General features: G+C 67.2%; 11 protein-coding genes. 2 read left to right on the top strand and 9 right to left on the bottom strand.

Annotated elements, in window-relative coordinates; translation table 11 throughout:
* The first annotated feature begins 1 nt into the window (after position 1).
* Entirely contained in the window at positions 2–415 is a 414-nt protein-coding gene (locus ACZ7OO_RS09005; protein WP_471502993.1) for an ATP-binding protein, read from the top strand.
* Positions 416–459: 44 nt separating this feature from the next.
* Here the strand turns inward: ACZ7OO_RS09005 and ACZ7OO_RS09000 are convergent, their stop codons facing one another.
* The 7 genes from ACZ7OO_RS09000 to ACZ7OO_RS08970 form a co-directional block, all read right to left on the bottom strand.
* Positions 460–3,663 carry a type I restriction endonuclease subunit R gene (locus ACZ7OO_RS09000; protein ID WP_471502991.1) on the bottom strand — a complete coding sequence of 1,068 codons (3,204 nt, stop codon included), beginning with the start codon at positions 3,661–3,663 and terminating at the stop codon, positions 460–462.
* Between the two features lie 6 nt (positions 3,664–3,669).
* Positions 3,670–4,284 carry a DUF4276 family protein gene (locus ACZ7OO_RS08995; protein ID WP_471502989.1) on the bottom strand — a complete coding sequence of 205 codons (615 nt, stop codon included), beginning with the start codon at positions 4,282–4,284 and terminating at the stop codon, positions 3,670–3,672.
* The gene (locus ACZ7OO_RS08990; protein ID WP_471502987.1) at positions 4,281–4,424 is read right to left on the bottom strand and encodes a hypothetical protein; all 144 of its coding nucleotides are present in this window, start codon (positions 4,422–4,424) and stop codon (positions 4,281–4,283) included. Before ACZ7OO_RS08990 ends, ACZ7OO_RS08995 begins: the two co-directional genes overlap by 4 nt.
* Entirely contained in the window at positions 4,421–5,524 is a 1,104-nt protein-coding gene (locus ACZ7OO_RS08985; protein WP_471502985.1) for an AAA family ATPase, read from the bottom strand. Before ACZ7OO_RS08985 ends, ACZ7OO_RS08990 begins: the two co-directional genes overlap by 4 nt.
* Before the next feature lie 7 nt (positions 5,525–5,531).
* Positions 5,532–6,380 (bottom strand): restriction endonuclease subunit S domain-containing protein, encoded by an 849-nt coding sequence (locus ACZ7OO_RS08980; protein ID WP_471502983.1) that lies wholly within the window; start codon positions 6,378–6,380, stop codon positions 5,532–5,534.
* A gap of 374 nt (positions 6,381–6,754) precedes the next feature.
* Entirely contained in the window at positions 6,755–8,821 is a 2,067-nt protein-coding gene (locus ACZ7OO_RS08975) for a type I restriction-modification system subunit M (RefSeq protein WP_471502981.1), read from the bottom strand.
* A gap of 78 nt (positions 8,822–8,899) precedes the next feature.
* Positions 8,900–11,023 carry an N-6 DNA methylase gene (locus ACZ7OO_RS08970; RefSeq protein WP_471502979.1) on the bottom strand — a complete coding sequence of 708 codons (2,124 nt, stop codon included), beginning with the start codon at positions 11,021–11,023 and terminating at the stop codon, positions 8,900–8,902.
* 190 nt (positions 11,024–11,213) lie between these two features.
* Here ACZ7OO_RS08970 and ACZ7OO_RS08965 point away from each other — a divergent pair, with 190 nt between their 5' ends.
* Positions 11,214–12,908, top strand: coding sequence for a TIGR04141 family sporadically distributed protein (locus ACZ7OO_RS08965; RefSeq protein ID WP_471502977.1), 1,695 nt, complete (start codon positions 11,214–11,216; stop codon positions 12,906–12,908).
* Positions 12,909–13,041: 133 nt separating this feature from the next.
* Here the strand turns inward: ACZ7OO_RS08965 and ACZ7OO_RS08960 are convergent, their stop codons facing one another.
* A complete protein-coding gene (locus tag ACZ7OO_RS08960) occupies positions 13,042–13,614 on the bottom strand; it encodes a Fic/DOC family protein (protein ID WP_471502975.1) in 573 nt (190 codons plus the stop codon).
* Positions 13,611–13,961: an antitoxin VbhA family protein gene (locus ACZ7OO_RS08955; protein WP_392402499.1), complete on the bottom strand. Its 351-nt coding sequence runs from the start codon at positions 13,959–13,961 to the stop codon at positions 13,611–13,613. The genes ACZ7OO_RS08960 and ACZ7OO_RS08955 overlap by 4 nt, the downstream gene beginning before the upstream one ends.
* Between the last annotated feature and the right edge of the window lie 11 nt (positions 13,962–13,972).

The raw sequence follows: 13,972 nt of genomic DNA, 5'->3' as shown, positions 1-13,972 counted from the left end.
CATGCCCGAGATCCCCCTCGTCCCTGCCCACTGGCGCTTCCCTGCCCATCCCGCCTCCGTACGGCGGGCCCGGCACGCCGTCGCCGAATCGCTGCCGGACGCCTCCCGTCCCCAACTCGGCGACGACCTTTGCCTGTTGACCTCGGAGTTGCTCACCAATGCCATCCGTCACGGCGCCTGCGGGAAGGACGGGGACGTCGTCGAACTCGTCCTGTGGCCCGCCGACGGACACTACTGGCTCGCCGTCTCCGACCCGGGTACCGGCAAACCCGAACTGGCGCACCCGGACGCCCACTCCGAGAGCGGCCGGGGCCTGATCCTCGTCGAGAACCTCGCCACCGCCTGGACCGTCCGGCCCCGCCCCACGCGCGGAACGTCCGTGATCGCGGGGATCTCGCTCCACCAGGGAGGCTGACCAGGGGGAGCGGTCGGCAGGGAGGGGACGGAAGGCCGGGCGGGTCAGGCCCCCTCGTCGTCGATGTTCTCCTCCCGGCGGATCATCCGCCAGGCCGCCCGGCGCGCGCTCTGGTTGAGCGACTGCTTGAAGCTGTCGTCGTGGCTGAAGTACTGCCGTCCCATGTCGGCGATGGTGTCGATGTGTTCGGCCATCTTGTCCTCGAAGACCTCGTCGAAGACGAGACCGAAGTTCTCCTCGTCGTTGACGGCGGCGGCGCGGACCTTCGGGTCCGCCTTCGCCTCCGAGAACGGCGTGATGACGTCCTGATCGGTGAAGTCGGTGCCGAACTTGTCGTTGAACTTCTCGATCAGCTCCGACAGCAGCGACTTCTCCTGCTCCTTGGCACCACCCCCACCTTCACCGAAACCGCGCAGTTCCGCCGCTCCCTCGGCGGTCAGCGCGAGGTCGTGCTCTCCGGTCTTCTGGATGCGCAGGTGACTGAGGTCGACGTCACCTATGTCCACGCCGCCGTCTCCGCGTCGCGGCAGACGGTTGAGCAGGTGGCGGCCGTAGAGGTAGAGGCATTCGAGGTCGGCGTCGCGGTAGGGCACGATCTGCGCGAGGAAGCCGTACTTCCGTACGTAGTCGTTGAGATCCGCACGGAACTGCTCGGCGGCCTCGGCGGCGTCCTCGTCAGGGTCGCCCGCCTCGTCCTTGCGGTCCAGCAGCTCGGTGAACCGTTTGACGGCGGGGTCCAGATGCCGGTACAGCTCCGCGTGCAGCTTCTCCCAGCGGGCGGCCGAGCCAGCCGCCTTCTCCTCGGCTGCCAGATAGGCATCCGCGAACTTCCGCATCTCCTCCTCGACGAGGATGTCGGGCTGCATGACCTGGCTCTGCGCGGTGTAGAGGAGGTTGGGGTCGGAGGGAAGGGTGTTCGCCTCCTCGAAGTACGGGCGGAAGGACTCCTTGACGTCCTCGGCGTCGTTGACGAAGTCCAGGACGGCCAGGTCCGCCTGCGACTTGCGGTCGGCGGTGCGGTTCAGACGGGAGAGGGTCTGGACGGCGCTGATGCCCGCGAGCTTCTTGTTCACGTACATCGTGGTGAGCAGCGGCTGGTCGAAGCCGGTCTGGTACTTCTCGGCGACGACCAGGATGCGGTACTCGCGCTGAACCGACCTCCCGCCGGTGCGCACGGCCTTGTCGTCCTTGCGCGTGTACGCGAACGCCTTCGGCAGCGCGGACTCCGCGAGGCCGCCGTTCTCCTTCGGCTCGGTCGTCTCCTCGCCGTCGTACGTCAGGCTCCCGGAGAACGCGACCAGGACGCCGGGGTCGGCGTACGCGTTGTCGCCGACGTACTTTCTGATGGCACGGGCCATCTGCACGGCGCTGTGCCGGGAAGCCGTCACCACCATGGCCTTGGCACCTCCGCCGATCCGGCCGGTGGTGTGCGTGCGGAAGTGCTCGACGATCACCTGCGCCTGCTGTGTCACGGTGGAGTCGTGCGTGAGCGCGTACCGGGCGAGCAGGGGATTCGCCTTGGACGGGTCCACCTCGCGCTCGGCCGGGTTCTTGTTCACCAGCTTCCAGTACGTGTCGTAAGTGACGTAGGTGCGCAGAGGATCGAGGATGAAGCCTTCCTCGATGGCCTGGCGCATCGAGTACGTGTGGAAGGGGACGTACGCCGGCTTGCCGTTGACGGTGTCCAGGGTGCCGAAGAGTTCGAGCGTCTTGGCCTTGGGCGTGGCGGTGAACGCGAAGTAGGAGAGATTGGAGGCCTTGCTGCGCTGGATGGCCTTGCGGATGAGCTTGGCCTCAGTGGTGGCAGCCGCCGCCTCCACCTCGATTGCCCCGGCCTCGTCGGAGTCCGAGTCCAGCCCTAGCTCACGCAGCGCCGCGCGTACGGCCGTGGCCGCGTCGCCGGACTGCGAGGAATGCGCCTCGTCCACGATGATCGCGAAGTTGTGGCCCTGTATCTCGGTCGGGTTGCGGCGCAGGTAGTCGATGAGGGCCGGGAAGGTGTGCAGCGTGACGGTGATGATCTTCCCGGTCTCGCGGGACAACGCCTTGGCGAGCTGGTCGGACTTCGCGCCGTGCTTCTCATCGATCTTCACGACCAGACCGGCCGTCTTCTCGAAACTGCCTACGGTTTCGCGCAGTTGCGCGTCGAGATTGCGGCGGTCGGTGATGATCACGACCTTGTCGAAGACGGGCGCACCGGGCTTGAGTCCGGCGGCCAGGGCATCGGGGTCGATCTCGTCGGGGTCGGTGGGCGTGTGCAGTGACGACAGGCGGTGCGCCAGCCACCCGATGGTGTTCGACTTGCCCGAGCCGGCGGAGGCCATCCCCAGGTAGTTGTGACCGGCGCCGTGGCGGGCCGCGTGGGCGGCGAGCTTCTTGACGATGTCCCACTGGTGGTAGCGCGGGAAGATCAGCTTCTTCCGCGTCCGCCCGTCCGGGCCCTTCTCCTTGCTGAGGTGCACGAACCGCTCGATCAGGTCCAGCCAGGTGTCCCGATCCCAGATCTGCTCCCAGAGGTAGGAAGTCGCGTACGTCCCGGGGACTGTGGGCGCCGGATTCCCTGCACCGCCGGGCTTCCCCGGGCCTTCCGAGCCGGTGTTGAACGGCAGGAACCGCGTCAGCTTGCCGCGCAGTTCGGGCGCGACGTAGACCACGTCGGTGTCGATGGCGAAGTTCGCGACGACGCGGCGCGTGAAGATCAGCTCAGTGGGGTCCCGTTTGATTCGGTACTGCTCTTTGGCGTGCTCCGCCCCCTGCCGTGTGAGGGCGTTCTTCAACTCGGCGGTCGCCAGCGGGATTCCGTTGAGGAACAGGGTGAGGTCCAGCTCGTTGCCTTTGTCCGCCTGCTTCGTCGCGTACTGCAATTCCTTTACGAAGGTGAGCCGGTTCGCCCGATAGTCGTCGAGGACAGCGTCCGAGGTGACGAGTGACGGCTTGAAGTACGCGAGTTTGATCAGGACCCCGTGGTCCTTCACGCCCTTGCGGAGTACGTCCAGCACACCATCGGTTCCGATCGCCTGGTCCACGCGCTTGGCGAACCCGGCCTGGGCGGCGTTGGCGTCGTCGCCGTAGAGGCCGATCAGTTCGGCCCAGGCGTCGGCTTGGGTCTTGCCGATGAACTCGAAGAGTTGGGCGGTGTCCAGACCGAGTTGGGGTTGGTAGTCCTGCTTGTTTCCCTCACTCCAACCGCGCTCCAACAAGGCGGCGACTATGGCGTTTCCGAAGGCTGCTTCGTCGTGGACGGACATGAGCGGCTATTCCCCCCGCTTTCCAGTGACCAGGTAGGTGATGTCGCGGCAGAACTTGTCGAAGGACGGTGAGTTGGCGCGGGCCTGGTCGAGATCCATGTCCTGGGTCAGTGCCGGCTGGTCCACGCGGGGGCGGTACCGCACCCCGTCGCGCCGGTGGTGGGTCAGCCAGCCCTTGCAGTCGCGTCGCGTCGCGCTGTCGGCCGGAACCTCCAGATTTTCGGCGAGCCCCGCCTGGCCGCCGAGGGAGGGTGCGGACGCGAGGAACCAGGCCTCGAACTCCCGGTTCGCCAGCACGACGGCCGTCCGGCGATCCGGGCGGGTGGCTTCGGCCCTCGCGAGCAGCGAAGGCTCGAGGCTGGCCGGGCAGTCGTCGTCGGCGTCGATCACGACCAGGATGCCGCCCGGGTGGTCGGCTGGTACGCGTCGAGCCTGGGCCTCTACGGCGTTTTCCACGCCGCCTGGCCTGACGAGTCGGCCACGGTCGACCAGGAAGGGCGGCTGGATGTCGGCGTCCCAGATCTCAGCCTTGTACATCAGCCGCCGGAGAAGGACCGGCAGCGCGCCGATCTCGCCCTCGCCCTCCACGACGGAGGCGATCGTGACTCTCGGCTGGTTCACTCCTCACCCTCCGGTTGCTCGTCCGGTTGGGCTGGGGGCTTGACGACTGGGCGTAGTTGGTCGGAGCGCAGCAGCTCGGCCGTGGTGGCCAGGCCGTCGGCCACGATCGACCGACTCACCGGGTCGACTTCGCCGATCACCGTGACCCCGTGCTCGGCGGCGACCACGCGGATGGCCGACAGGTCGGCTTCCTTACGGTCGAACAGCTCCGCGCTCTGTGTGGTGGCGAGGACCTGTACCTGCTCGCTGGCTTCCGTGAGCGCGTCGTAGAGGGCTCCGGCCGCGAGTGGGTGAGGGCGAGTTCGGGTTCCTCGACGGCGATAAGCGGAACCCAGCCGTCGCGAGCGTCGTGCTGGAAGAGTGCGGTCAATAGGCCGATGGCTCGGATAGTCCCCTCCGACATGGACTCGGCCCTGAAGATGTGCGGTTCGGTGTCGCCGTCAGCGGCGAAGCTGATCCGCGCCGCGATGTAGTCGGCGGATGGGTCTGTGGGGCCGACCTCTACGACTCCGGGCACGATCGCCCCGAGGTACTGCGAGATGCGCTCCCGCTGCCGCTCGCCGAGCGCGGCCAGTGCCGGGCCGAGGCCGATGCCGTCCTCCTTCAGCATCCCGGCGGTTGGCGTGTTGGGACGGACCGCACGGAGGCTGGACAGGTCAGGGCTGTAGAAGAACATATCCGCGAGCGTCCCTTGAAGTTTGAAGAACGGCTCTGTGTCAGCCACTCGTGCAAGCTCCAACCGACTCTTACGATGTCCCGTTTCCGGGCGGTCTCGCACCACGAATCGCTCGGGGCCAGCCCCGCTCTGGTCGCCAGGGCGGTGCATTTCGCAGAACTCACGCTGGATACGGAAACCAGATCCTGCGTCTCGGCCCGACCTGGCGGCGGCCGCCGGCGCGAAAGTGATCTCGTACGACCCCACCCATGGCTTCCGGTCATGGGGAGGGAACGCTGGCAGGTAAAACTCCAGACCGATCGTGCAGGAGGTCGCCGGCTCAGGGACCCGGCGCACAACCTCCTGCCACCCGCCACGCGCCGCCACAGCCTCGGCCGGACCGTCCAAGAGCGCGTCGCGGACGAAGCGCAAGGCGTCCAGGAAGTTCGACTTGCCTGCTGCGTTCAGTCCGAGCAACACGGTGAACGGGCCGAGAGCCACGTCGCAATGGGCGATGGACTTGTAGTTGTCGACGCGGACACGGGTAATGAGCGGCATCGGGAGGTGAGGCGCGGCGGGACTCATGGTGCGATCATTCCTCGATCCCTCGTCCACTGGCGGTGGACACGTCTATCTGGCCGGTGACGGCGGCGGTGATCAGGGCTTGGCGGCGTTCGGCGAGAACCGATTTCTGACGTTCCAGTTTGTCGCTTAGCTCTTTCATGGAGCCCTGGATACGGACAATTTCGCGAACCATGTGTTTCCGTTCCTGCGGGTCTGAGGGCCAAGTCAGTGAGAAGTTGCCCAGGTCTTCCATGCCGAGCGTCGGCTGAGCCGTATCTGTGCTTGTAGCGACAAGGGCCTGCTTGTGGAAGGAGCTCGTACCGAGCCAGGCTTCGACGAGTTGCACCTCTACGTCGGGCATGAAACGCATCGAACACACGGCTCGCGCGATGTTTGCACCAGCCAAACTTGCGGGGGCGATCGCTGTGCGTCCCAGTGTTCCCACAACGCTCATCAGTAGATCACCGGGCTGGACGATACTTCTGGGGTATTGCGCTGAGAGCTCGCTCGGAATATTGCGCAATCCATCGGCCCGACCTTCCAAGTCGAGGAGATCATTGACTCGGATGAATGGGACGCCGTCGTCTACAAAAACCGGAACCAGGACACCGTAGCGTGGGCGCACAGAAAACAGGTACTTGAGTCGTGTCAGAGCGCCCGATTGCGTTTTTTGGAACGAGTGATCCAGCATCGCCCGCTCGTGTTCTCTGAGGAGGTTCAGCTGTGCAGACCGGAATTCCAGCAAGCGGTCGATATGGGCGGTTTCGGCGTCGAGGAAGTTGGTGATGCGACGCTGTTCCGTCAACGTTGGTAGGTCCACTGTTAGGTCACGCAGGAACGTGTCTGGCACACGCTGTTGTCCTGCGACGCCGTACATCTCGGCTTCTCCCTTTTTGAGGAAGCTGTGAGTATTCACCACGTACAAAAGGAACCGTGGGTCAATGAGTGGTCCAGGGCGAAGTACGTGAAGTTCTGTGCTCCCGGTTCCCAAACCTCGATCGAGCCCGTGGACTAGTACAGCTCGTCCGGCCTCGAACGTAGGTGTGATTTTTGGTACAAGTACGTCGCCGTCCTGAAAGCGTGTATATCCGGTCGCAACAGAGGATTTGGTCCGACGTCGCGAGGTATCTAGTCTTTCTCCGGGCCACACGGCTTCCATGGGAAGGAAAGTGAGCTCCTCCTCGTTCCCGAGGCGGTTGAAAGCTGGTGTCAATGGATTGACTTCAGCGAGGTGCCGCAGACGCACGATAGTCATCGCGTCACCTTCCCAAGCAACGCCTGGATTTCGGCCTCAAGCCCCTTCAACTCCCTGTCGATTTCCCCCAATGGCCGCGGCGGCTTGTACACGTAGAAATGCCGCGTGAACGGGATCTCGTAGCCAACCTTCGTCTTGCTGTGGTCGATCCACGCGTCCGGGACATGTGGCAGCACCTCGCGCCGTAGGTGCTCCTCCACGTCCTCTCCTAGCGGCACGTTCTCGTAGTCCCGCAGCTCCGGATCCGGCTCTGGCTCACCCTTGATGCGCTGGACCTCACCCCCCGGGTCCCGCACACCGACAACCTCCCGCAGCGCCTTGCCGAACGGCGCGCCCGTCGGCCACAACAGGCCGGCCGCGACGACCGCGTCCTTCAAGTCGATCCACGCGTCGGACTTCGTCGTCCAGGACTTGCCGACCAACGGGCGCAGCGCCACTACGAACGCCTCGACGTCCGTGACCCTTCCCATCGGCTTGGACGCGGTGAGGGCCGTCAGCGTCTCCTCCGTAACCTCGAAGCGGAGCTTCAACGGCCGTTCGACGGTGATCCGGTGATACCCGAAGTCCTCGTTGCGGAAGACCTTGATCTTCCCGGCCCGGTCGGCCAGGTCGTGGCCGCCGCCCCTCTCCGCCGCGTCGAGGACCGCCAGCGCCTCCGTGTAGAGCCTGGTGATCTCGGAGATGTGCTGCTCGCCCAGTTCCTTGCGCTTGTCGCCGAGCGACTTCCGCATCTTGCGCCAGTAGTCGCGCGCGTCCAGCAGGACGACCTTGCCGCGCCTGTCCCTGGCCTTGCGGTTGCTGAGCACCCAGAAGTAGGTGGAGATGCCGGTGTTGTAGAAGAGCTGGTCGGGCAGGGCGACGATGCCCTCCAGCCAGTCGTTCTCCAGGATCCACTGACGGATCTTGGACTCACCTGACTCCGCCGCCCCCGTGAACAGCGGGGAGCCGTTGAAGACGATCGCGATCCGGCTGCCGCCCGCCCCCGACGCGTCCACCGGCTTCATCTTCGAGATCATGTGCTGGAGGAAGAGCAGCGAGCCATCGTTGATACGCGGCAGGCCGGCCCCGAACCGCCCGCTCTCACCGAGGTGTTCGTGTTCGTACTCGACCGCGTCCTTGACCTTCTTCCACTCCACGCCGAACGGCGGGTTGGCCAGCAGGTAGTCGAAGGTGGCTCCGGCGTGGCCGTCGTCGCTGAACGAGTTGCCGAACTTGATGTTCTCCGGGTCCTGGCCCTTGATCATCATGTCCGACCGGCAGATCGCCCAGGACTCGGGGTTGAGTTCCTGGCCGAAGACCTTGACGGTGGCGTCCGGGTTGAGGGCAGTGATGTGCTCCTCGGCCGCGCTGAGCATGCCGCCGGTTCCGCAGGCCGGGTCCATGACCGTGCGGACGGTGCCCGGCAGGGCGAGGGCATCGCTGTCCGGTGCGACGAGCAGGTTGACCATCAGCCGGATGACTTCCCGGGGCGTGAAGTGTTCACCGGCCGTCTCGTTGGACTGCTCTGCGAAGCGCCTGATCAACTCCTCGAAGATGTAACCCATTTGGTGGTTGGTGACGATCTCGATCGGCTTGCCGTCTTCGCCGAGCACGACATCGCCGTCTTCGTCCCTCTTCACCGGCCGCAGGTCGAGATCGGCGAACCGCCCGACCACCTGGTACAGCAGGTCCGCCGCGTCCAGCCGCTTGATCTGCTGAGCGAAGTCGTACCGCTCCAGGACTTCACGCGCGTTGGGGGAGAAGGCGCCGTAGTACTCGTTGAGGTACTTCGCCGCGTGCGAGGCGTCGCCGGCGATGGCCTTCAGCGTGTAGGTGCTGGTGTTGTAGAAGCTGTGGCCGGACGCCTTGCGCAGGAAGCGGTCGGGGTTGATGTCCTGGTTCTCGTAGCGGGCGGCGACCTCCAGGACCTTGTCCTTGGTCGGGGCGAGGACACACTCCAGGCGTCGCAGGACGGTGAACGGCAGGATCACCTTGCCGTAGTCGGACTGCTTGTAGTCGCCGCGCAGGAGGTCGGCGACCGACCACGCGTGGTTCGCCAGTTCCGTGTGCTTACTGCTGTTCAACGGAGTCCTTCCGGTGTTCGCCGTCCCAGCGGGACGGAGACGTCAAGTCTGGTATTTCGCGGTGCCGGGCCGCACGTATCACGCCGATCCGTGACCGTTCGGCAACAGCGCGCCGCCGGTGAGTCCGGTGCTGAGGAGCCGTGTGACGTCCTCGGCGGCCCGGTCGGCTCGGTGGGCGGCGGTACGCAGCTCGTGCAGGCGGCGGAACGCGGCGCCGTAGCGCTGCTGTTCGGCGAGTGGGAGCAAGGGAACGCGGAGTCGTCGGGGGTCCACCCGAACGATGGATGTGCCGGTGGCCGCGGCGTTGACGTTCTGTTCCGCCGCCAGGAACCCGGCCAGGAACCAGGGGTCGAGCCGACGTTGGTCCGGACGGAAGAGCAGCAGATGGGGTCCGAGGAAGCAGCCTGTCTCGCCCGGCTCGACGACCCGGGCCACGACACTGTGCCCCACGCGTAGTGTCTCCGTGAGCAGCACGTCGCTTCCCTGGATCAAGGGGAGGGGGGCGTCGGTGGGAAGCTCCGCTGTCGTTCCGGAGGCGGGTCGGTTCTGCACTACGTCGGTTGCCGTGAGCGTCGGTCGTCCGCCGAGTTCTGGTTCGGGTTGCGGTAGCGGTTCGCCGCTACGGGTTCGGCGGCCCGGGGGCGCGGTGCGAAGCAGGCTGAGAGCGCCGCCGCGCAGCAGATCCGCGACCGTCGCTGTCCGCCAGTCGCGGGGGCGGTCGTCGGCCGGTGGCCAGTCGCCTTGGGCGCTGAGGTCGGTCAGGTCCTGCGCGGCTTGGTGGAGTTGGCCGTACAGCTCCGATGCCTGTCGGGCCAGCAGGGCGGGGCGCAGAGCTTGTCGGGAAGCGGTTCGGATGTGGCGGGCCGGGGTCAGGTCCACGGCCTCCGTGAGGAGGTCCGTGATCGGTACGGCGCCGGCGATGCCCGGGGTTCCTGTGAAGCCGTTGCGGTCGGCGCGGTAATGCCGCCACGCCGAGAGCACGGTGTCGTCGATGGCGGCCCAGTCGGGATCCCGGTTCCCGGAAGCGGCGGTGTCGACGAGGAGAACAGTCCCCGGAGGTTCGGCCTGCGGATCGGGCCGTTCGAGCACCCACAGGTGCAGGCCGATGTGGAGCGGGGTGGCCACGCCCTGGGGAAGCGAGACGACCGCACGGAGGGCTCCGTCACGTACGAGCTGCGCCCGGATACGCCGGCCGGCGGTGCGTTCCGCGACGGCGGGCGGCATCAGGAGTACGGCACGGCCGCCGGGCGCGAGGTGGGCCAGGGAGTGCTGGACCCAGGCGAGTTCGGGCTCGCCCTTGGGCGGCACGCCGTAGGCCCAGCGTTGGTCGTACGCCAGATCCTCGTGCCCCCAGTCACGGACGCCGTACGGCGGATTGCACAGGACGGCGAGCGTGGTCAGGCCCTTGAAGGCGTCGGAACGCAGGCTGTCCCCGGCATGTACGGAGATCGCCGCCTCGGGAGCGCTGAGCCGGAGCCGCACGGCGGCCTGGGCGGCCTGGGCGACCAGGATGTCCTGGCCGCGCAGTTCGGTCGCCCCTGCGGATGCCGCCGCGGCGAGCAGGGATCCGGTGCCGCACGCGGGGTCGAGAACGCTCGTCGGGAAGTCGCCCGCGCTGTCGGTCAGAAGTCGGGCCATGAGGTCGGCCAAGGGGCGTGGCGTGCGGTAGGTGCCGGTTCCCCCGGTGTCCTCAAGCAGGCGTTCGGCCAGGACGTCCATCGCTGCCTCGGCGCCGTCCGTCGCGACGCACCGCACCAAGGCCCTCAGCGGTCCGACCGCGTCGGCGCGGTATGCGGGGCCCTCGATTCCGGGAACGTCGTCCGCTTCGTCGGCCGTGGCCGACCGGGCCCACCGCAGCAGCCTGTCGTCACGTAGTTCGGGGAGACCTTCGCGTTCCTTCCGGCCCAGCCGGGCGGCTGCGAGCAGCGCGGGGAGCAGGTGCAGGGCCAGTTCGCCATCGCCGGGGTGGGTGCGCAGCGCGGTGCGGAGTTCGTCCGCCGGTGTGTCGTCGGGGAGCTGGCCACGGGCGGAGAGCCAGGCGCGTACGGCGTCGACATCGTAGGTGGGGCTGGTGTCCGTGCCTCCGGCCGGTGCGGGAAAGTCCGGGTGCCGACGGCGCCAGTTGCTCACCGTGGCACGGGTGACCCCGGCCAGCCGGGAGATCTCGGCGGCGGTCACGAGGGCACTGGCCTGCTGGTTCATGGGCTCCTGCCGGTGACGTGGGGACGGGCGGGCTGGACGGCCCCACTCTATACCAGCGCCTCACTGGCGTGAAGTGTTTGACAGTGCTTTCAGCTAGAGCTGTACTGGGTGTGCTTTCACTCGGCCTCCCGGCTTCCCCGGGACTCTCAGGCCTCCCCCTGCCCACAACTCCTTTGGATGGAGCGGCGTCATGGCAACCAGTACATCCAGTACCTCCAAGCGCACCCTGTACCGGCTCACGGGTGTCGCTCCCACGGTCGACGCGATGTTCGATGTTCTTTCCCCTGAGCAGCTCGAAGCCGTCGACGCGGAACTGCAGTTCCCGGAGGAGTGGCTGGGGGTTCCGGCGCTGCTGGTCACGGGCAGCTTCGAGCAGCCGGTCGCGAGTTGGTGCGGCGAGATCAACCGCACGACCGGGTGCGAGGTGTCGCGGCCGGTGAACCGGTCGGCCGGGCTGCTGATGCTCGCGGTCGACGGCGAGGTGTACGCCATCGGCTACGACCAGGGATTCCGCCTGGTGCCCGATCGCGTCAAGGACCGCCGGTTCGGACTGGGGTTCGTGATCCGCAGAGTGGACCCCGCGCAGATCCGTGACCTGGTCGCCCATACGCCGGGCGGCGGACGGACCGACATCACCCTGGTGCCCGGAGGCACCCCGGTCTGGAGCCTGGGCGTTCAGGAGCACGCGCAGATCGTGCGTCGGCTGGGCGGCCGGCTGGACGGGATGCGGCTCACGATCGGCCAGGACAACCGTACGAAGATCTCCAGCGTCGAGGGCGGTACCGGTCTGCGGATGCGGCTCGGCGTCGACGCCGCGGACCTGGTCGCGGACATCCGGGCCATCGCCGGTGTCCTCCGGGACGAGACCCCGAGCCCGGCACTGGAATTCGTCGAGCACATCGTCCCGGTCAAGGACGACGACCTCGTCACGCGGCTTGAGGAGCGGCTCGACGACATGCTCGGCGAGCAGCCGGACGGACGTATCGCCGTGGCCGTCCCGTCCGACCACTGGGACGACTACGTCGCCGCCCAGTCGTTCGCCATCAAGGTGCACAGCAAGGACGCCTACCTCACCGACGACTTCAGCCTGGAGTACGTCCTCAACCGGGCCCGCGTGCAGAGGCCGGGAACGCGCTTCGCCGCGCTCCGGGACGGCACGGTCACCCTCTACTCGCACTCCCGGGCTGCGAAGGACGACGTCATCTGGACCTCGCACGTGCTGCGCTGGATCGAGGCGGAGGTGGCGCTCGGCGCCCGCCGGTTCTTCCTGCTGGACGGGCAGTGGTACGAGATCGGCGAGGCGTACCTGGCGGCGATCCGTTCGCAGGTCGAGCGGCTCATCACCGGCACGCCCTCGGTCGACCTTCCGTCCTGGGTGCTCGGGGACACGGAGCGGACGTACAACGAGTCGGTGCCCGACCTGCGGCCCGGGTACGTCTGCTTCGACCGTGACAACGTCCGGACGGCGCTGCACCGCGGCAACGGCGTGGAGATCTGCGACCTGCTGAGCCCGGACGACGTCCTGGTCATGGTGAAGCGGGCCAAGGGGTCCGACGCGCTGAGCCATCTGTTCGGCCAGGCCGTGGTCGCCGTGCAGACCGTGCTGCACTCGCCGGAGGCCATGGACGGGTTCGCTCGCAAGGTGGCCATGGCCCGGCCCGGCAGGGCGCTGGCGGAAGGCTTCCGGCCTTCGAAGGTCACTTTCGCGATCCTGCTGAAGAACGGAACCGACCTCACCGCCGACACGCTCTTCCCGTTTTCGCAGATCACCCTCGTACAGACGGCCAAGCTCCTTGAGGCGTGGGGTGTCGCGGTCGAGGTCACCGGGATCCAGGCCGCGACGGCGACTCCGAGCCGGGCGGGAATCCGCCGCCTGGCCGCGTAGCGGGCCCGTCTGACACGTCCATGGGTAACTAAGTTCACCCGCACGAGCCACTCGTCCCCTGGGGGATCCACCTCTTCGGCCTGACACGTGCCAGACAACAGGCGCCGCGCCTGCCGGTCGGGAGACAGAGGCGTCACCCCGTGGTGGTGATGAGCTCGTCGAGTACCTGCTCCAACAGGCTGTTGTCGCCGAGGAAGCTCTTCACCGAGGCGTCCTCGTTGCGCTGGGGGTCCATGCCCGACCAGTTCAGGTCGTATCCCGCATCGGCGCTGAGCTGGGCCAGGAACGCCCGCTGGGCACGGCCGTTGCCCTCGCGGAACGGGTGGAGGACGTTCATGTCGCCGTACAGCTCGGCCAGTCGGATGACGAATTTCTGCCTGAGGAGATCCCGCAGATGACCGGAGGAGGCGAGACGGCCGAAGACCTCTCCGGCGTAGGACACCAGGTTTCTCGCCGGGCAGAACGGTGTGCGCTTGGCGATGTTCACGGTGCGTAACTCGCCTGCCCACGGATAGATGTCGCCGAAGATTGCGGCATGGAACGCCTGGAGATGGTCGAGGTCGTACGCGCCGGGCAGGGGGCGTTCGGTGAGCATGACGAGGCGCGCCCGGGTGATGTCCGCCTCCGCTGCATCGAGCAGCTGATGGTCGGTGATGCCGAGCTTGTTGCGCAGCACGCCGTTGGCCATGGCGTACGGATCGTTCACCCTGCCCGCCGCTCCGAAGTCTGTCCGTGGCGGGCGATCGCGCGGGCGACCAGGGTGTCCGCGTCGAGGTCGCCCTTTACGTACGCCTCGGTGTCGCGGTCGGATGCCTCGGAGGCGTGGAGCCCCTCGGCCTCGATGGAGCCGGTGGCCGAGGCGACGGCCGCACGCCGTGCGGCTCGGCCGCTCAGCGCCTCGAAGGCCTCGACGGACAGGAGGACGCCCTGGGGTTTGCGGTGGGCGCCGATCAGGACCGGGTCGGCATCCGCACCGGACTCCGACAGGTCGGTCAGGATTCGCGACAGTCTGGCGCGCGCGTCGCTGACGGTCACGACCTCGGGGATCTCCATGCTGTCACCGT

Source organism: Streptomyces sp. NPDC111744, assembly GCF_055634995.1.
Note: the sequence above shows the minus strand (reverse complement) of the source record. Positions and strands in the feature narration are given on the sequence as shown.